The 17,193-nt window shown below is 63.0% G+C and carries 18 protein-coding genes and 1 tRNA gene; 9 read left to right on the top strand and 10 right to left on the bottom strand.

The features are described from left to right. The first annotated feature begins 46 nt into the window (after nt 1-46). Genes galE through ACZ5U1_RS03355 form a run of 3 tightly spaced genes read left to right on the top strand, consistent with a single transcriptional unit; the run spans nt 47 to nt 2,887 of the window. Nucleotides 47-1,063 (top strand): UDP-glucose 4-epimerase GalE, encoded by a 1,017-nt coding sequence (gene galE, locus ACZ5U1_RS03365; protein WP_464779367.1) that lies wholly within the window; start codon nt 47-49, stop codon nt 1,061-1,063. After that, nucleotides 1,053-1,742, top strand: coding sequence for a 6-phosphogluconolactonase (pgl, locus tag ACZ5U1_RS03360; RefSeq protein WP_464779366.1), 690 nt, complete (start codon nt 1,053-1,055; stop codon nt 1,740-1,742). The genes galE and pgl overlap by 11 nt, the downstream gene beginning before the upstream one ends. Before the next feature lie 5 nt (nt 1,743-1,747). Further along, nucleotides 1,748-2,887, top strand: a complete 1,140-nt coding sequence (locus ACZ5U1_RS03355) for an aminotransferase class I/II-fold pyridoxal phosphate-dependent enzyme (protein WP_464779951.1) — start codon at nt 1,748-1,750, stop codon at nt 2,885-2,887. Nucleotides 2,888-3,227: 340 nt separating this feature from the next. Here ACZ5U1_RS03355 and ACZ5U1_RS03350 read toward each other — a convergent pair. Beyond that, a tRNA-Leu gene (locus tag ACZ5U1_RS03350) sits at nt 3,228-3,312 on the bottom strand. Nucleotides 3,313-3,509: 197 nt separating this feature from the next. Between ACZ5U1_RS03350 and zwf the strand changes: the two genes are divergently transcribed. From zwf to ACZ5U1_RS03325, 5 genes are all read left to right on the top strand, one after another. Further along, nucleotides 3,510-4,985, top strand: a complete 1,476-nt coding sequence (zwf, locus tag ACZ5U1_RS03345; protein ID WP_464779365.1) for a glucose-6-phosphate dehydrogenase — start codon at nt 3,510-3,512, stop codon at nt 4,983-4,985. After that, a complete protein-coding gene (edd, locus tag ACZ5U1_RS03340; RefSeq protein WP_464779364.1) occupies nt 4,978-6,804 on the top strand; it encodes a phosphogluconate dehydratase in 1,827 nt (608 codons plus the stop codon). Before zwf ends, edd begins: the two co-directional genes overlap by 8 nt. 110 nt (nt 6,805-6,914) lie before the next feature. Next, complete coding sequence (gene glk, locus ACZ5U1_RS03335; RefSeq protein WP_464779363.1) at nt 6,915-7,880, top strand: glucokinase; 966 nt, start codon at nt 6,915-6,917, stop codon at nt 7,878-7,880. Continuing rightward, nucleotides 7,880-8,497 carry a bifunctional 4-hydroxy-2-oxoglutarate aldolase/2-dehydro-3-deoxy-phosphogluconate aldolase gene (gene eda, locus ACZ5U1_RS03330; RefSeq protein ID WP_464779362.1) on the top strand — a complete coding sequence of 206 codons (618 nt, stop codon included), beginning with the start codon at nt 7,880-7,882 and terminating at the stop codon, nt 8,495-8,497. Before glk ends, eda begins: the two co-directional genes overlap by 1 nt. A gap of 53 nt (nt 8,498-8,550) precedes the next feature. Next, nucleotides 8,551-9,063: a hypothetical protein gene (locus tag ACZ5U1_RS03325; protein ID WP_464779361.1), complete on the top strand. Its 513-nt coding sequence runs from the start codon at nt 8,551-8,553 to the stop codon at nt 9,061-9,063. 121 nt (nt 9,064-9,184) lie between these two features. Here the strand turns inward: ACZ5U1_RS03325 and ACZ5U1_RS03320 are convergent, their stop codons facing one another. From ACZ5U1_RS03320 to ACZ5U1_RS03305, 4 genes are read right to left on the bottom strand one after another with little or no spacing between them, the layout of a single operon-like run. After that, nucleotides 9,185-9,772, bottom strand: a complete 588-nt coding sequence (locus ACZ5U1_RS03320; RefSeq protein ID WP_464779360.1) for a gamma carbonic anhydrase family protein — start codon at nt 9,770-9,772, stop codon at nt 9,185-9,187. A 4-nt stretch (nt 9,773-9,776) separates the two neighbouring features. Beyond that, nucleotides 9,777-10,772, bottom strand: a complete 996-nt coding sequence (gene hemB / locus ACZ5U1_RS03315; RefSeq protein WP_464779359.1) for a porphobilinogen synthase — start codon at nt 10,770-10,772, stop codon at nt 9,777-9,779. Nucleotides 10,773-10,830: 58 nt separating this feature from the next. After that, on the bottom strand, nt 10,831-11,322 hold the full coding sequence (locus ACZ5U1_RS03310) for a 2'-5' RNA ligase family protein (protein ID WP_464779358.1): 492 nt from the start codon (nt 11,320-11,322) through the stop codon (nt 10,831-10,833). A 37-nt stretch (nt 11,323-11,359) separates the two neighbouring features. Next, nucleotides 11,360-11,899 (bottom strand): redoxin family protein, encoded by a 540-nt coding sequence (locus tag ACZ5U1_RS03305; protein ID WP_464779357.1) that lies wholly within the window; start codon nt 11,897-11,899, stop codon nt 11,360-11,362. Between the two features lie 96 nt (nt 11,900-11,995). Between ACZ5U1_RS03305 and ACZ5U1_RS03300 the strand changes: the two genes are divergently transcribed. After that, complete coding sequence (locus ACZ5U1_RS03300) at nt 11,996-12,415, top strand: sugar transporter (protein ID WP_464779356.1); 420 nt, start codon at nt 11,996-11,998, stop codon at nt 12,413-12,415. A gap of 87 nt (nt 12,416-12,502) precedes the next feature. Here ACZ5U1_RS03300 and mltG read toward each other — a convergent pair whose 3' ends face one another. The 5 genes from mltG to fabD form a co-directional block, all read right to left on the bottom strand. Next, a complete protein-coding gene (mltG, locus tag ACZ5U1_RS03295; protein ID WP_464779355.1) occupies nt 12,503-13,474 on the bottom strand; it encodes an endolytic transglycosylase MltG in 972 nt (323 codons plus the stop codon). A gap of 10 nt (nt 13,475-13,484) precedes the next feature. Next, a complete protein-coding gene (gene fabF / locus ACZ5U1_RS03290) occupies nt 13,485-14,744 on the bottom strand; it encodes a beta-ketoacyl-ACP synthase II (protein WP_464779354.1) in 1,260 nt (419 codons plus the stop codon). 175 nt (nt 14,745-14,919) lie between these two features. Next, nucleotides 14,920-15,153, bottom strand: coding sequence for an acyl carrier protein (locus ACZ5U1_RS03285; protein WP_006950224.1), 234 nt, complete (start codon nt 15,151-15,153; stop codon nt 14,920-14,922). A 192-nt stretch (nt 15,154-15,345) separates the two neighbouring features. Next, nucleotides 15,346-16,086 carry a 3-oxoacyl-[acyl-carrier-protein] reductase gene (gene fabG, locus ACZ5U1_RS03280; protein ID WP_464779353.1) on the bottom strand — a complete coding sequence of 247 codons (741 nt, stop codon included), beginning with the start codon at nt 16,084-16,086 and terminating at the stop codon, nt 15,346-15,348. 17 nt (nt 16,087-16,103) lie between these two features. Next, a complete protein-coding gene (gene fabD / locus ACZ5U1_RS03275) occupies nt 16,104-17,039 on the bottom strand; it encodes an ACP S-malonyltransferase (RefSeq protein ID WP_464779352.1) in 936 nt (311 codons plus the stop codon). Nucleotides 17,040-17,193 lie beyond the last annotated feature (154 nt).

The raw sequence follows: 17,193 nt of genomic DNA, 5'->3' as shown, positions 1-17,193 counted from the left end.
ACAGTGGGTTAGGTCTCGCCCGACATTTTCGGGAGACGTCCTTTTTATGAGCGAAAAGCCCACGGTTCTGGTCACGGGTGGTGCCGGTTATATTGGAAGCCATGCTGTGCTGGCGCTGCGCGATGCTGGGTATGGCGTCGTCGTGATCGACAATCTGGTGACGGGTTTTCGTTGGGCGGTGCCGGACGATGTGGCCTTCGTTGAGGGCGATATTGCCGACCAGCCACTGGTGCAGCAGGCTCTGCGCGATCATGACGTTAAGGCGATCATGCATTTTGCAGGCTCCGTCGTGGTGCCGGAATCGGTCGAAAATCCGCTCAAATATTATCACAACAACAGCGCGAAGACCCGCGACCTCATCGAAAGCGCGGTGACGGTTGGCGTGCCGCATTTCATCTTTTCCTCGACCGCCGCGACCTATGGCATTCCGGAGGAAAGTCCGGTCAAGGAGACGACGCCGCAGCGGCCGATCAATCCCTATGGCATGTCGAAGCTGATGACCGAATATATGCTGCGCGATGTCAGCGCGGCGCATGCGATGAACTTCTGCGCGCTGCGATATTTCAACGTCGCGGGCGCTGATCCGCAGGGGCGGACGGGTCAGTCGACGGCGGGCGCGACGCATCTCATCAAGGTGGCGGTCGAGGCGGCGCTGGGTAAGCGGGAGTTTGTGTCGGTGTTCGGCACCGATTTCGATACGCCGGATGGGACGGGCGTGCGCGACTATATCCATGTGACCGATCTGGCGGCGGCGCATGTGCTGGCGCTGGATGCTCTGATGGCCAAGCCGGAGCAGAATTATCTGCTCAATTGCGGCTATGGGCGCGGTTTTTCGGTGCTGGAAGTGCTGGATGCGGTCGATCGGGTGACGAACATCAAGATCGAACGGCGGATGGAGGGGCGGCGCGCAGGCGATCCGGACTCGCTGATCTCCGACAATCGGGCGATCATGGCGGAATTTCCGTGGCAGCCGCGCTATGCCGATCTGGACCAGATCGTCACGCATGCGCTGGCGTGGGAGCGCAAACTGACGGACATAAGGGGCGATCGCGATGCCCACTGAACATCTTTTCATCGATGGCGCTTTGGCCGCTGCAGATATGGCGCGGCGGATCGAGTTCGTGCTTGGCGATGCGATCGCAGCGCGGGGGGTGGCGACGATCGCGCTGTCCGGCGGGCGGTCGCCCCGGCCGGTGCTGGAGGCGCTGTCGGGCGCGGCGCTGGAGTGGGACAAGGTCGTCGTGACGCTGGTCGATGAGCGATGGGTGGCGCCCGATCATGCGGACAGCAATGAACGGCTGGTTCGCGAGACGCTGTTGCAGGGCGCAGCGGCGAAGGCGCGGTTCGTTGGCATGAAGAATGACGCGGCCGATGCCTATGCTGGACAAGCGGCGTGTGAGGCGGCGCTGGCCGAGTTGCCCTGGCCGCTGGACATCGTGCTGCTCGGGATGGGCGAGGATGGGCATACGGCTTCGCTGTTCCCGGAGGCGAAGGAGTTGGCCAAGGGGCTAACCACTAGCGCCCTGACGCTGGCCGTGACGCCGCCTGCCGCGCCGCATCAGCGCATGTCTTTGAGCGCCAAGGCGATCCTGAAGAGTCGGCATATCTTCCTGCAAATCGGTGGTGTGGCGAAGAAGGCGGTTTACGACCGGGCGCTGGCCGGTGGGCCAGTTGAGGAGCTGCCGATCCGGGTGGCGCTGTGCCAGCATGGCGTTTCGGTCGAGGTCTGGATTTCGGAGTGAGGCGCATGATTGCGCAGATCGATCCTTTTCATGCCATCGCGATCGGGGTGGAGGCGCATCGGCTGGAGGCCGAAGGGCGCTCCATCCTCCATATGGAGTTCGGCCAGCCATCGACCGGCGCGCCTGCCGCTGCGATTGCCGAGGCGCATCGGGTGCTGGACAGCGATCCAATGGGCTATTGGGAGAGCCCGGCGCTGAAAGAGCGGATCGCGCTGCTGTACCGGGAGCGTTATGGCGTGACGGTGGCGGCGGAGCAGATTTTGCTGACTTGCGGCGCTTCGCCGGGGCTGGTGCTGGCGCTCAGTTGCCTGTTCGCGCCGGGCGCGCGGGTGGCGACGGCGCGGCCGGGCTATGTCGCTTATCGCAACACGTTAAGGGCGCTGTATCTGGAGCCGGTCGAGGTGGATTGCGGGCCTGCCGAGCGGTATCAGATCAGCGCGGCGGCTCTGGAGGCGATGGAGCCCGCGCCCGACGGCGTGATCATCGCGAGTCCGGCCAATCCCACGGGCACGATCATTCCCGCTGACGAGATGGCGCGAATCGCGGAGGTTTGCGCGCGGCGCGGGATCAGGATCGTGTCGGACGAGATTTATCACGGCCTCTCCTATGGCGAGGCGGCGCATTCGATGCTGGAGTTCGCGCCCGATACGGTGGTCGTGAACAGCTTTTCGAAATATTTTTCCATGGCCGGGTGGCGGCTTGGCTGGGTGGTGTTTCCGAAGGCGCTGGTGGAGGCGGCGCGGGCGCGGATGGGGAATTTGTTCCTGACGCCCCCTTCCCTCGCCCAGCATGCGGGGTTGAAGGCTTTTGACTGCCTCGCTGAGCTTGAGGGGCACGTCGCGAGTTATCGTCGGAATCGGGAATTGTTGTTGGCGGCGCTGCCCGCGCTCGGCCTCAAGGAAATCGCGCCGCCGGATGGGGCCTTCTACATCTATGCCGATGTGGGGCATTTGACGGACGACAGCCTTGGCTTTTGCCGAAGGTTGCTGGAGGAGACAGGCGTGGCGACGGCGCCGGGGATCGATTTTGATCCTGTCGATGGGCACCGGCATATCCGGATCAGCTTTGCCGTGTCGACCGACCGGGTGGAGGAGGCGATCCGGCGGCTGGTGCCTTGGTTTGCGGCTCAGCAGCGACGGGCTTAGGGTTTTTCACGCGGAGACGCGGAGGAAGTTCTTAGAAGGTGATCTCATCCCAGCGTAAGCTGAGATCTCGGTAGGCTGAGCCGTGCCCTATCGCCGGAGATGCCAGCTTTCGCTGGCATGACGTGAAGCTCTTTGAGCTCTGCTCAAAGAACGGCGATGTGAATGTTGACCGGCCATCCGGCGCTGTTTGATCCATTATGGATGGACCGCTGCCGATTAACTGGAACTGTCATCTTTTTGCGCTAGGGAAGCCGCGCGACCCGAGGCTTTTACCTGGTAAAAGTCCCACTTGGCCCGGCAGCTTCGTGCTGCCGGGTCTTTCTTTTTCATCGATGAAGGATGGTGCGGGCGGTCGGAATCGAACCGACACTCCTTTCGGAACCGGATTTTGAGTCCGGCGCGTCTACCAGTTTCACCACGCCCGCGTGCATGGCCTGCCCGCGCCAAATGGCAAAATCAGGTGCCAGCGTCCAGACAAAAATCAGCCGGGGTGCAGGATAAGGCTGTCGGACGGTTGCAGGGGCTGCCCGGCGCCGATAGCCTGCTTGCGTAACGAAACCGGACCGCTATAGGACCGTTTCGTGCAGACCTGAAAATTCCTCAAAACGGAAAAGGGCATCCTTTGACCGATCCGTCTGCCACGTTCCTGCTTTTCGGTGCCACCGGCGATCTGGCGCACCGCATGATCTTTCCTTCGCTCTATAACCTCCTAGTCGACGGTCTGCTGCCCGATGACTTCATGATCGTGGCGTCGGGCCGCACGGAGATGGATGACGAAGCCTTCCGCGCGGACATCGACAAGGCGCTGCAGAAGTTCGTCGGCGCCGATCGCTATGATGCGGAAGTCGCGGAGCGGCTGAAGGCGATGATCGGTTATCAGCCGGTCGAAGCGGGGAAGGCCGAGCAGTTCAAGAAGCTGGCAAAGCGGCTCGACGGACGGGCGGATCGCGGGTTGTCGGTCTATCTGTCGACGCCCCCTTCCCTCTTCGCGCCCACGGCGCAGGGGCTGGCGGACGCGGGTCTCATTACGCCGACGACGCGGATCGCGATGGAAAAGCCGATCGGCAAGGACCTCGCTTCTTCGAAGGAGGTCAACAACGGCATCGGCGCGTTGTTCGATGAGAGCCAGATTTTCCGGGTCGACCATTATCTGGGCAAGGAGACGGTGCAGAACCTGCTCGCCCTGCGCTTTGGCAATGTGATGTTCGAGCCGTTGTGGAATGCCACGGCGATCGACCATGTGCAGATCACGGTGGGCGAGACCGTCGGGCTGGAAGGCCGGGTGTCCTATTATGACGGAGTCGGCGCGCTGCGTGACATGGTGCAGAACCATGTGCTGCAAATCCTGTCGATCATCGCGATGGAGCCCCCTGCCCGCATGGACCCGACCGCTGTGCGCGACGAGAAGGTCAAAGTCCTGCGGTCGCTACGCCCGATGACGGCGGAAACCGTCAAGACCAACAGCGTGCGCGGGCAATATTCGCCGGGCGCGGTCGGCGGTGAGATCGTCACCGGCTATAGTGACGAATTGGGCAAGCCGTCGGACACCGAAACCTTCGTCGCGTTGAAGGCCCATATCGACAATTGGCGCTGGCAGGGCGTGCCATTCTACCTGCGCACGGGCAAGCGGATGCCGACGCGACAGTCGGAAATCCAGATTCAGTTCAAGCCTGTGCGCCATTCGATATTCGGCCGCGACGGGCAGCATTCGGGCGGGGGTTCAGGGCTGGAGCCCAACACGCTGATCATCCGGCTTCAGCCCGACGAATATATCCGCCTGCTGATCATGAGCAAAAGGCCGGGGCTGGAGCGCGACGTCCATCTGGAGGAAGTGACGTTGGACGTGTCGCTGACCGCCGCGTTTGCAGGGCAGCGGCGGCGGATTGCCTATGAGCGCCTGATCCTGGACCTGCTGGCGGGCGACCAGACTTTGTTCGTGCGCCGGGACGAGGTGGAAGCGCAGTGGACATGGATCGATTCCATCATCGACGGCTGGAAGGAGGCGGGGGTGAAGCCATCGCCCTATGCTTCGGGGAACTGGGGGCCGTCTTCGGCCATTGCCCTGATTGAACGAGACGGAGCCAGCTGGCATGACTGACCTACATCCGGTGATCGCCAAGGTCACCGACCGCATTGTCGAGCGGAGCGCCCGGCAGCGCCTCAAATATCTGGACCTGATCGAGCGTGGTCGCGACGCCGGGACCAACCGCGCGCAGCTGTCCTGCGGCAACCTTGCCCATGGCTTTGCGGCGAGTGGCGAGGATAAGCCAGTGATCCGCACCGGCAGCGCGATGAACATCGGCATCGTCACGGCCTATAATGACATGCTGTCGGCGCATCAGCCCTATGGTCGTTACCCCGAAGCGATCAAGATCGCAGCGCGTGAGGTCGGCGCGACGGCGCAGGTGGCGGGCGGCGTGCCCGCCATGTGCGACGGGGTGACGCAGGGACAGGCGGGCATGGACCTTTCGCTCTTTTCGCGCGACACGATCGCGCTGGCGACGGCGGTATCGCTCAGCCATGCGATGTTCGAGGGTGCGGCGCTGCTGGGCATATGCGACAAGATCGTGCCGGGGCTGCTGATCGGCGCGCTGCGTTTCGGGCATCTGCCTACGATCCTGATTCCCGCCGGGCCGATGCCTTCGGGCCTTGCGAATAAGGAAAAGGTGCGAATCCGCCAGCTTTATGCCGAGGGGAAGGTCGGCAAGGAGGAGCTGCTGGAGTCCGAAAGCGCCAGCTATCATGGCGCGGGCACCTGCACCTTCTACGGCACGGCCAACAGCAATCAGATGATGATGGAAGTGATGGGGCTGCACATGCCCTGCGCGTCCTTCGTCAATCCGGGCACGAAGCTGCGCAGCGAACTGACGCGGGCGGCGGTGCATCGGCTAGCCAGCATCGGATGGGACAGCGATGATTACCGGCCGCTCGGCCATTGCGTCGATGAGAAGGCGATCGTCAACGCCATCATCGGCCTGATGGCTACCGGCGGATCGACCAACCATGCGATCCATGTGCCAGCGATAGCGCGGGCGGCAGGGATCAGCGTCGATTGGACCGACTTTGCGGAAATTTCCGATGTCGTGCCGCTGCTGGCGCGGGTCTATCCCAACGGCGCGGGCGATGTGAACAATTTCCACATGGCTGGCGGCATGTCCTTCGTCATCCGCGAACTGCTGGACAATGGACTGCTGCACCGGGACATCATGACGGTCGCTCGGGCCGACCTGACCGATTATGGCAAGGAGCCGGTGCTGGAGGATGAGGCGCTGCGATGGCGTGACGTTCCGGTATCGCGCGATGACGCCATCCTGCGGCCGGTGTCGAGCGCCTTCAGCCCTGATGGCGGCATGCGCCTGCTGGCGGGCAATCTGGGCCGCTGCGTCATGAAGGTGAGCGCGGTCGAGAAGGAACGCTGGACCATCGAGGCTCCGGCGGCTGTGTTCCACGATCAGGATGATGTGCTGCGCGCCTTTAAGGCGGGTGAGTTGGAACGCGACGTCGTGGTCGTGGTCCGTTTTCAGGGGCCGCGCGCGAACGGGATGCCGGAATTGCACAAGCTGACCCCGGCGCTGGGCGTTTTGCAGGATCGCGGGTTCCGCGTGGCGCTGGTGACGGACGGGCGCATGTCGGGGGCTTCGGGCAAGGTGCCTGCTGCCATTCATCTGTCGCCCGAAGCTTTGGGTGGCGGGCCGATCGGCAGGCTGCGCGATGGCGACATGGTGCGGGTCTGTGCTGACAAGGGATTGATCGAGGCGCTGGTCGATGCGGCGGAGTGGGACGCACGGGACATGCCCGTGCCCCCGCCGGCTCCTTATGACACTGGCCGCGAACTATTTGCGCTTTTCCGCCATCATAGTGATCTGGCGGAAAGCGGCGCTTCGCCCATTTTGGCTGCGATGGAAGCTGAATTATAATCCCCCACCCGTCATGCCAGCGCATTGCTGGCGTCTCAGGCGAGAGGGCACGGCCCGGCCTCATGAGATTCCAGCTTACGCTGGGATGACGCCATGATTGGAGTGGTCCTATGACCGACATCATCGCTGCCGACATTGGCGGCACTAACGCCCGCTTCGCACGGGCCAAGCTGAACGCGCGCAATGTCCCGACGCTGGGCAAGGTGCGGAAATACAAGGTTGCCGACTTCCCCAGCCTGCAAGCCTGCTGGGCCGCTTTCGCGCATGATGAAGGCGGCAATCTGCCCAAGGCGGCATCGATCGCCTTTGCCACCGCGATCGGACGTGATGTTATCAAGCTGACCAACAGCAGCTGGATGATCCGGCCCGACACGCTGGACGAGGAACTGGGCCTGAAGCAGATGCGGCTGGTCAATGATTTCGAAGCGGTGGCGCATGCCGTCGCGCGCCTGCCGGACGACAATCTGCCGCTGCTGTTCGGGCAGGACCGGCCTTTCCCCCGCGACGGCGGCGTTACGGTGGTGGGTCCGGGGACGGGCCTTGGCGTCGCGATGATCGCGTTCGACGATGGCGAGCCGCATGTGATCGCGACCGAAGGCGGGCATATCGACTTCGCGCCGCTCGACACGATGGAGGAGAAGATCCTCGCCTATCTGCGCGACAAGTTCCTGCGCGTATCGACCGAGCGGATCGTGTCGGGGCCGGGCCTCAACAATATCTACAAGGCAATGGCGACCATCGGGCATGACCGCGTCATCCTGATGGAAGATGCCGAATTGTGGCAGGCCGCGATCGACGGCACCGACGAGTTCGCCCGGGCGGCGTTCGATCGCTTGTGTCTTTGTTATGGATCGGTCGTGGGCGACCTGGCGCTGGCGCAGGGGCCGAACGCGGTCGTGCTGGCAGGCGGATTGACCCAGCGGATGCGCGGCTTGTTGCCACAGAGCGGCTTTCATCGGCGCTTCATCGCCAAGGGGCGGTTCGAAAGCCTGATGGCGACAGTGCCCATCCGCCTTGCGGTGCATGAAGAGATTGGACTGTACGGGGCGGCCGCCGCCTTTCGGGAGAAGAAATAATGTCGCTCAGCGTTGAACAGGTGATGGAGCTGGCGCCGGTCATTCCGGTGCTGGTGGTGGATCGGGTGGAGGACGCGCTTCCCATCGCGCAAGCGCTGGTGAAGGGCGGCCTGCCCGCGCTGGAAGTGACGCTGCGGACACCCGCGGCGCTGGACGTGATCCGCGAGATGGCGAAGGTCAAGGGCGCGGTGGTCGGCGCTGGCACCGTGCTGAACCCGTCGCAGCTGGACGCGGCGATGGAGGCAGGCGCGCGGTTCATCGTGAGCCCTGGCCTCACTGAACCGCTGGGCAAGGCGGCGATCGCGGCGCGGGTGCCGTTCCTTCCCGGAACGGCGACGGCAGGCGACATCATGCGCGGGCTAGACCTGGGCCTTACCCATTTCAAATTTTTCCCGGCGGAGACTTCGGGCGGGCTGCCCGCTTTGAAGGCGCTGGCCGCGCCGCTGCATGTCGCGCGCTTTTGCCCGACGGGCGGCATCACGGCGGAAAGCGCGCCCAAATGGCTGGCCGAACCCTTTGTGAAGTGCGTCGGCGGCAGCTGGGTCGTGCCCAAGGGGCCAGTCGATGCCGCGAAGATCGAGGCTTTGGCGCGCGAGGCTGCGGCGCTGCCGCGCTGACGTTTCGCGCCGCCGCCATTGCACAGCGGGATTTCCCGCCCTAGATCAGCGCCATGATCCTGCGTAGGCTGCTCCCTTCCATCGCCCTTTTCCTTTCTGGCTGTGCCGGGACGCTGACGGGCTATCCTTCACTCGCCAAGCGGGCGGTGGAGAATGCGCCGGTGGGAGAAGCTCCGGCTCCTCCGGCACCGATCGCGGCTGATCCAGCGTTGCTGGCGCAGGTTGACCGACTTGCAGCGCAGGCGCAGGCGGGCAATGCGGCTTTCGACAAGGCGTGGCCCGGCGCAGATCGTGCAACGCGGGCTGCGTCGGGCGCGGCGGTGTCCAGCGAGTCCTGGGTCACGGCACAGCTTGCGATCAGTGCGCTGGAGGCGGCGAGGAACGATAGCGTTTCGGCGCTCGCCAGCCTCGACACGCTTTATGTCGAGCGCAGCAATGCGCTGGCGGAGGACCAAGCCAAAGGTGGGGTGGAGCAGATCGATGCGGCGCGCAAGGTGGCGCTGGCGATTGTGGATGCGCAGAATGACCGGATCGATGCGGTGAAGGGGCGGCTGGCGCAGCCTTGAGTTTTGGGGCTATGCGAACGTTATATTTCCGTTCCGGCTGAGCTTGTCGAAGCCCTTTTCTGTTGTTCAAGAAAGTGAAGCCCTTCGACAGGCTCAGGGCGAACGGATGCAAGTATGTGGTTCAGGCGTCCGCCTTCAATGCGCCTTTGTGGGCCTTCGCATTGTGGACATAGCGGTCAACGCCTTCGCGCATGTCGATCAGCGCTTCATCGCTCAAATCGCGCACATATTTGGCCGGGCGGCCGGTCCAGAGCTGGCGGTGTGGGACTGTGCGGTTGGGCGATAGCAGCGCTCCGGCGGCCAGCATCGCGTCGCTTTCTATCACGCAACCGTTCATCACCACCGCGCCAAGACCAACGAACGCCCGGTCTTTAAGTTCGCAGCCGTGGATCATTGCCATGTGCCCGATCAGAACATCATCGCCGATGATCGTGGGCCAGCCATCCGGCTTGGCGGGATCGGGGCCGTCGCAGTGGATGACGCTGCCGTCCTGAATATTCGTGCGCGCGCCGATGCGGATCGCGTTGACGTCGCCGCGCACGACGCAATTATACCAGATGCTGCTATCTGGCCCGATCTCCACATCGCCGATGATGCGCGCGCCCGGCGCGATGAAGGCGCTGGGGTGGATGACAGGAGTCTTGCCGCCAAAGGTCAGGATGGTGGCACCGGGATGATCGGCATGGGCGGCGTGCGGATGATCGGGCATGGCGTCAGGCTCCCAGCAGCCGCGCGGCGTGAAGCGCGTGGTAGGTGAGAACGCCCGAGCAACCGGCGCGTTTGAACGCGAGCAGCGTTTCCAGCACCAGCGCGTCGCGGTTGCCCACTCCCGCAGCGACGGCGGCTTCGATCATCGCATATTCGCCCGACACCTGATAGGCGAATACGGGCACCTCGAACCGGTCCTTCACCCGGGCGATGATGTCGAGATAGGGAAGGCCCGGCTTCACCATGACGCTGTCCGCGCCCTCCGCGAGGTCGAGCGCGACTTCGCGCAAGGCTTCCTCGCTGTTGGCGGGGTCCATCTGGTAGCTTTTCTTGTCGCCCTTCAGCAGGCCGCTGGAACCGACCGCGTCGCGGAACGGACCGTAAAAGGCGCTCGCATATTTGGCGGCATAGGCCATGATCTGGACGTTGGCATGGCCTTCTTCCTCCAGCGCCTCGCGGATCGCGCCGACGCGGCCGTCCATCATGTCGCTGGGCGCGATGATGTCCGCGCCCGCCGCTGCCTGATTGAGGGACTGGCCGATCAGCACGTCAATCGTGGCGTCGTTGATCACATAGCCTTGCTCGTCGAGCAGGCCGTCCTGACCGTGGGCGGTATAGGGATCGAGCGCGACGTCGGTCAGGATGCCGATGTCCGGCACCGCGTCCTTGATCGCGCGGATGGCGCGGCACATGAGGTTGTCGGGGTTAAGCGCTTCCTCCCCATCATCGCTGCGGCGATCAGCCTGCGTGTTAGGGAACAGCGCGAGGCAGGGAATGCCAGCGTCACGGGCTTCCCGCGCGCGGGCCACCATGCCATCGACCGACCAGCGCGAGACGCCGGGAAGGGACGCGATCGGCTCTTCCACCCCCTGCCCTTCGGTCACAAAGAGCGGCCAGATGAGGTTACTCGGGTGCAGGCGATTTTCGGCGTGCAGCGCGCGGGTCCAGGCGGCGGCGCGGGTGCGGCGCAGGCGGAGCGCCGGATAAGAAGCGTGGGTCATCGGCGGGGTTTAGGCCGCCCGGATCGCCCGATCAAGGTTTCGCTGGCCCATGTCTGAGCTATATAAGGATGCGGGCGGCGCGGAAGCTGACCTTCTTGGCGAGATCCCACGATCCATCGTCGCGATAATACCAGGCGGCAAGGCCCGCTATCCGAAGGGGGCGGGGTTGGAAATCGGCCTTCAGCTTATCGGCAAGTGCGCGAGCGACCGAAGGCTCAACCTTGTTCTGGACGGTGATGTGCAGGCGGGGACGCGCTTGATCCTGCGGGGTGAGCAACCCCCAAAAAGCTTCGGCCAGTTCATCCCGGATGGCGACCAGACCGTCACTATTAAGGCCAAATGCGACGCCCCGGCCGAGCAACATGACGCCGGTTATCATGGCGAGGGGCGATGGCGCTGCGCACAACCGCTTCATCCTATCGCTCAGTTCCGGCAGCAGCGTCGGCGGCAGATGATGGAACAGCGAAATATGGGCGGGCACCTTGTTGCGTTCCGGCGGGAAATGGGCGCGGCGGAGGCCATCCGCCCAGGCGAAGTCCTCCGCTCCCATAAGCGCCGTCACTACGATCGGCGCGGTACCCGTGCTTTCAGTCAGCCGGATGTTCCTTCAACCATTGCAGCACCGGTTCCGGGCTCGTCTGGCCATAGGGATCATCATCCTCCCCGATATCGTTGATGCCGGGCTCCTCGAACCATGCGACCACCTGACCGTCATCGACGACCATGGCGTAGCGCCAGCTCCGGTCACCAAATCCAAGATGGTCCTTCTTCACCAGCATGCCCATACGGCGCGTGAAGTCGCCCGATCCGTCCGGCAGCAGCTTCACATTCCTGACGCCCAGATGCTTGCCCCATTGGTACATGACAAAGGCGTCGTTGACCGAGATGCAATAGACATCATCGACGCCCAACGCCTTGAAATCGTCGTAGAAGCGTTCGAAAGCAGGGCATTGTTCGGTCGAACAGGTCGGCGTGAAGGCGCCCGGCAGCGAGAATACGACTACCCGCTTGCCCTTGAACAGATCGCCCGTCTGGACATCCTGCCAGCGGAAAGGATTGGGGCCGCCGACGCTTTCATCGCGCACGCGGGTCTTCAGCGTTACATCAGGTACGGAACGTCCGAGCATTTCATCATCTCCCGGTCAGCATCGCTTTCATGCGGTGAAACGCATCTATATGATGGTCGGCTACGTGGGCAAAGGCTTCAGGGAGGCGAAACTCATATGAGCGCGTCACGATCCTTCAAATTCATCGCAATCGGCCTGCTGATCTGGAATTTGATCGGCGTGGCGGCCTTTGCCATGCAATATGGCGCTGATCTGGCGGCGCTGGCGGAAAGCGATCCCTACACCGCCCGCATCTTTGCAGGGATGCCGGATTGGGCTTGGGCGGCCTATGCCGTCGCGGTGGGCGCAGGCACGGCTGGAGCCATGCTATTGTTGCTGCGAAAGGCGGCAGCGGTGGCGTTGTTCGCGCTGTCGATGGTCGCTGTCGCGGTGCAGTTCGGGTACAGCTTTTTGGGCACCGATTTGTGGGCGGTGAAGGGCGCGGCGGCGGCGGTGTTTCCGGCGGTGATCTTCGCTGTTACGGTTGGGCAGTGGCTTTATGCCGTGCGGTTGAGGGCGAGGGGTACGCTGCGGTGATTAGCGGAGGAGGTGCTATTTCCCCTCCACCACCGCTTCGCGGCGGTTCCCCTCCCCACGCTACGCGCAGGGAGGATTAGGTGGCTTTCAAAGCTCTCCGCGAGCGCGGCGGATTTCGAACCATTTGCGGACATTCTCATTATGCTGCTGGAGCGTGTCCGCAAAAATATGGCCGCCCTTCCCGTCAGCGACGAAATAGAGCGCCTTTGTTTCGGCGGGATGCAGCACCGCCAGGATGGACAGCTTGCCGGGGTTGGCGATCGGCCCTTTGGGCAGGCCAGTCATCGCGTAGGTGTTATAGTCGTTGACGGCAGCGATCTCCGACTTCTTGATGCGGCGGCCAAGCGGCTTGCCCTTGGTGATGGGATAGATGATCGTCGGATCGGCCTGAAGCATCATCCCGGCCTTCAGGCGATTGCCATAGACGCCCGCTACGGTGGGCCGCTCAGCAGGGACTGCGGTTTCCTTTTCCACAATGCTGGCAAGGATGATCGCCTCCTTGGGCGATTTCGCCACGCTATTGGGCGCGCGTTCGGCCCATAGCTTGGTGAGCGTGCGCGTCATCGCGTCCTGCATGCGTTTGAGCACAGCGGCGCGGCTTTCACCCTTGTCGAACGCATAGCTGTCGGGAAGCACGCTGCCCTCTGCGGGGACCGAGACATCGCCGGTCAGTTCTTCATTCGCCATCAACCGTTCATGGACCATTATCGAAGGCATCCCTTCCGGTATGGTCACCAGCCGGGTCAGCGTCTTGCCTCCTTGGAGAATGGAGAAAATGTCGGCGTTGCTGGCACCTTTGGGAATCAGGAACTCGCCCGCCTTGATCGACTTGCCGCGCCCGAACACCTTGGTGCGGGTTAGGAATGCGTCGGCGGAGCGCACCGCACCCGCCTGTTTCAGAAGGACTGCGGCGTCCGCTACGGTCGCTCCATCGGGCACGACGACGCTTATGTCGCGCGGGGCTGGTCCTGCTTCGGTCCAGCCATAGACGAAGCGGAACGCCACGAAGGCGGCGACGGCCAGGCCGATCGCAAGGATAACCAGCCCGAACCGCCGCATGGCTCTGTCCTCAGATCGCCTTCATGATGAGCGACGCATTGGTGCCGCCAAAGCCGAAGCTGTTGTTGAGGACAGCGCGCACCTTCCGCTCCTTCGCCACATGCGGGACGAGATCGACGCCCGCGCAGCTTTCGCTGGGCTCGTCGAGGTTCAGCGTCGGTGGCACGATCTGGTCGCGGATGGCGAGGATGCAGAAGATGCTTTCAACGGCGCCCGCGCCGCCCAGAAGATGACCGATTGCCGACTTGGTGCTGCTCATCGACATGGTCGAGATATTGTCGCCGAACAGGCGCTTGACCGCGCCCAGCTCCAGCTCGTCGCCAAGCGGGGTTGAAGTGCCATGCGCGTTCACATAGTCGATGTCGGCAAGGCTGAGGCCCGACTTTTTGAGCGCCATTTCCATCGAGCGGTAGCCGCCGCTACCCTCTGGATGCGGGGCGGTGACGTGATAGGCGTCGCCGGACAGGCCATAGCCGATGACTTCGGCATAGATGTGAGCGCCGCGCTTCTTGGCATGCTCATATTCTTCGAGCACGACCACGCCAGCGCCTTCACCCATGACGAAGCCGTCGCGGTTGATGTCATAGGGGCGGCTCGCCTTTTCCGGCGTGTCATTGAACGCGGTCGACAGGGCGCGTGCCTGAGCAAAACCGGCGATGCCGATCGGGCAGATCGCGCTTTCCGCGCCACCCGCCAGCATGACGTCGGCATCGTCCATCGCGATCATGCGCGCGGCATCACCGATCGAATGCGCGCCGGTCGAACAGGCGGTAACGACCGCATGGTTGGGACCCATCAGACCGTACTTGATCGAAACCTGGCCGGAAATCAGGTTGATGAGGCGGCCATGGACGAAGTGCGGGCTAACGCGGCTCGGCCCCTTGTTGGCCAGCACCAGCGATTCGCTTTCGATGCCCGGCAGGCCACCGATCCCCGAACCGATGGAGCAACCGGCGCGCAGACGCTCTTCCTCGCTCATATTGTCGAGGCCCGCATCGCGCAGCGCCTGGCTAGCAGCGGAGATGCCATAGACGATGAAGGGATCGACCTGACGCTGGATCTTGTGATCCACGTCCAGGCTCGGATCATAGCCATATTCATGGTCGGCGGGCTTCACTTCGCAGGCGATGCGGCACTTATATTCGCTGGCGTCGAAGCGCGCGATCGTCGCAGCGCCGGACTTCGAAGCAAGGATGTTCTTCCAGGTAGTTTCGACATTCCCGCCAAGCGGGCTCACCATGCCGAGGCCGGTTACGACTACGCGACGCATATATCTGCTCCGAAAATCTTCATAGGTTTGGGCCGCTCCTTAGCTGCTTCGAGAGCGCTTGTGAACGGTGCACCAGATACGAAAAGGCTCCCCAAGACCGGATTCGCCGGACAGGAGGAGCCATTTCCTTCAAAAAACGCAGGCAGCCGACCCCCCGGTCAGCCGCACAACATTCTTACTGCTTGCTGTCGATATAATCGATCGCATCCTTGACGGTGCCGATCTTTTCGGCGGCGTCGTCAGGGATCTCTACGCCGAATTCTTCTTCGAACGCCATCACCAGCTCAACGATGTCGAGGCTGTCTGCGCCCAGATCATCGATGAAGCTTGCATCCTCGGTCACCTTTTCGGCTTCGACGCCCAGATGTTCGACGACGATTTTCTTAACGCGATCCGCGGTCTCACTCATGAGTGGTCCTTTTTTACTGGGTATCGTTGAGGTTGTGAATATTTGTTAAGGCATGCCCTAGAGGCAAGCCCCGACGGAGGCAAGAGGCAAGAAAAGATCGAAACGCATGATTTCGGCCCCTCCATGCGCCTGAATGGCACATTGCCACCCGATTGGGACGGATCGGCGAGCCCTTTCAGCCTCTTGCGAGGGTCAGATCATCGCCATGCCGCCATTAACATGCAGGGTCTGGCCCGTGACATAGCCTGCCTCGCGGCTGGCGAGATAGACAACCGCAGCGCCGATATCCTCACCAGTACCGAGGTCGCCCGCAGGTATCTTCTGAAGGATGGCACCCTTCTGCGCGTCATTCAGCGCATCGGTCATGGCCGAACGGATGAAGCCGGGCGCGACGCAGTTGACGGTGATCCCCCGGCTCGCCAGTTCCTGGCCGAGCGACTTCGACATGCCGATGATGCCTGCCTTTGACGCGGCATAATTGGCCTGGCCGGGATTGCCGGTGACACCGACGATTGAGGTGATCGAGATGATGCGGCCGAAGCGCGCCTTCATCATCGGCTTGGCAGCGGCGCGGGCAAGGCGGAAGGCGGCTTCCAGATTGACCGAGATGACATCGGACCATTCCTCATCCTTCATCCGCAGGATCAGGTTGTCGCGGGTGATGCCGGCATTGTTGACGAGAATGTCGATCTTGCCGCCGAGCGCTTCGACCGCCTGAGCAACAAGGCCATCGACCGATGCGGGATCGGACAGGTTGCAGACCAGCGTCTTGTGATCGCCGCCAAGTTCGGCTGCGAAGGCCTTGAGCTTCTCCTCATTGCTACCCGAAAGCGCCAGCGTCGCACCCTGCGCCGCGAGTGCGCGGGCGATCGCTGAACCGATGCCACCCGAAGCGCCAGTCACCAGCGCGGTCATGCCTGTCAGATCGAACATAGCTTTTTATCCTTATCTTAGAGAGCGGCGAGGGCGGCTTCGATGTCGTCCATGGTGATGACGCTGCGGACGGTGGCGTCGGGGGCGATGCGCTTGACCATGGGGCCGAGCACCTTGCCGCCAAGTTCGACGAACTCGGTCACGCCCGCGTCCCACATGGCAGCGACGGATTCGCGCCAGCGGACGCGGCCGGTTACCTGTTCGACCAGGCGGCGAATGATTTCCTCGGGGTCTGCGATCGGTGCGGCGAGGACGTTGGCATAGACGGGGAGCAGCGGGGTGTTGATGGCGGCCTTGGCAAGGGCTTCTTCCATCGCTTCGGCGGCGGGCTGCATCAACGGGCAGTGGAACGGCGCCGAAACCGGCAGCAGCACGCCGCGCTTGATGTCATGGTCCTTCACCAGGGCGACCGCGCGCTCGATCGCGCCGCGATGGCCGGAAATCACCACTTGGCTCGGATCATTGTCGTTGGCGACGGTGCAGACTTCGCCCTCAGCCGCTGCATCGGCCAGCGCCTGCGCCTTTTCGATGTCCGCGCCGAGCAGAGCCGCCATCGCGCCATCGCCCACCGGAACCGCCGCTTGCATGGCCCGGCCGCGGAGCTTCAGGAGGCGCGAGGTGGTGCCGATATCGAAGGCTTCCACGGCGCACAGAGCGCTATATTCGCCAAGACTGTGCCCGGCGACGAAATCGCCCTTTTCCGCCAGCGAGAAGCCGCCTTCGCGCTGCATTACCCGCAACGTCGCCAACGCATTGGCCATGATTGCGGGCTGGGCATTCTCCGTGAGGGTCAGGTCGCTTTCCGGACCTTCCACCATGATGCGGAACAAATGTTGCGACAGGGCGTCATCGACCTCCTGAAACAGTTCCTTCGCGGCCGGGCTCGCTTCGGCCAAAGCCTTACCCATGCCAACCGACTGGCTACCCTGCCCCGGAAAAAGAAATGCCCTCATCATTCACCTTTTGACGCAAGGACGCCTGGAAAAGCGCCGTTTTTCAACATCGTTACACTTTGAGACACAAATGCCGTTGAGACATCAGGTCCCTTTCGGCAGTTTCCCTGACTGGACCGCCTCAACCCCCAAGGTGGCGTCCCTTTAACGACGA

Source organism: Sphingobium sp. TomTYG72 (assembly GCF_055394715.1).
Note: the sequence above shows the minus strand (reverse complement) of the source record. Positions and strands in the feature narration are given on the sequence as shown.

What these genes read in the sequence shown, in the direction of transcription:
- galE (WP_464779367.1), top strand. Translation starts at nt 47, where the DNA reads ATGAGCGAAAAGCCCACGGTTCTGGTCACGGGTGGTGCCGGTTATATT.
- pgl (WP_464779366.1), top strand. Translation starts at nt 1,053, where the DNA reads ATGCCCACTGAACATCTTTTCATCGATGGCGCTTTGGCCGCTGCAGAT.
- ACZ5U1_RS03355 (WP_464779951.1), top strand. Translation starts at nt 1,748, where the DNA reads ATGATTGCGCAGATCGATCCTTTTCATGCCATCGCGATCGGGGTGGAG.
- edd (WP_464779364.1), top strand. Translation starts at nt 4,978, where the DNA reads ATGACTGACCTACATCCGGTGATCGCCAAGGTCACCGACCGCATTGTC.
- glk (WP_464779363.1), top strand. Translation starts at nt 6,915, where the DNA reads ATGACCGACATCATCGCTGCCGACATTGGCGGCACTAACGCCCGCTTC.
- eda (WP_464779362.1), top strand. Translation starts at nt 7,880, where the DNA reads ATGTCGCTCAGCGTTGAACAGGTGATGGAGCTGGCGCCGGTCATTCCG.
- ACZ5U1_RS03325 (WP_464779361.1), top strand. Translation starts at nt 8,551, where the DNA reads ATGATCCTGCGTAGGCTGCTCCCTTCCATCGCCCTTTTCCTTTCTGGC.
- ACZ5U1_RS03320 (WP_464779360.1), bottom strand. Translation starts at nt 9,772, where the DNA reads ATGCCCGATCATCCGCACGCCGCCCATGCCGATCATCCCGGTGCCACC.
- hemB (WP_464779359.1), bottom strand. Translation starts at nt 10,772, where the DNA reads ATGACCCACGCTTCTTATCCGGCGCTCCGCCTGCGCCGCACCCGCGCC.
- ACZ5U1_RS03310 (WP_464779358.1), bottom strand. Translation starts at nt 11,322, where the DNA reads ATGGGAGCGGAGGACTTCGCCTGGGCGGATGGCCTCCGCCGCGCCCAT.
- ACZ5U1_RS03305 (WP_464779357.1), bottom strand. Translation starts at nt 11,899, where the DNA reads ATGCTCGGACGTTCCGTACCTGATGTAACGCTGAAGACCCGCGTGCGC.
- ACZ5U1_RS03300 (WP_464779356.1), top strand. Translation starts at nt 11,996, where the DNA reads ATGAGCGCGTCACGATCCTTCAAATTCATCGCAATCGGCCTGCTGATC.
- mltG (WP_464779355.1), bottom strand. Translation starts at nt 13,474, where the DNA reads ATGCGGCGGTTCGGGCTGGTTATCCTTGCGATCGGCCTGGCCGTCGCC.
- fabF (WP_464779354.1), bottom strand. Translation starts at nt 14,744, where the DNA reads ATGCGTCGCGTAGTCGTAACCGGCCTCGGCATGGTGAGCCCGCTTGGC.
- ACZ5U1_RS03285 (WP_006950224.1), bottom strand. Translation starts at nt 15,153, where the DNA reads ATGAGTGAGACCGCGGATCGCGTTAAGAAAATCGTCGTCGAACATCTG.
- fabG (WP_464779353.1), bottom strand. Translation starts at nt 16,086, where the DNA reads ATGTTCGATCTGACAGGCATGACCGCGCTGGTGACTGGCGCTTCGGGT.
- fabD (WP_464779352.1), bottom strand. Translation starts at nt 17,039, where the DNA reads ATGAGGGCATTTCTTTTTCCGGGGCAGGGTAGCCAGTCGGTTGGCATG.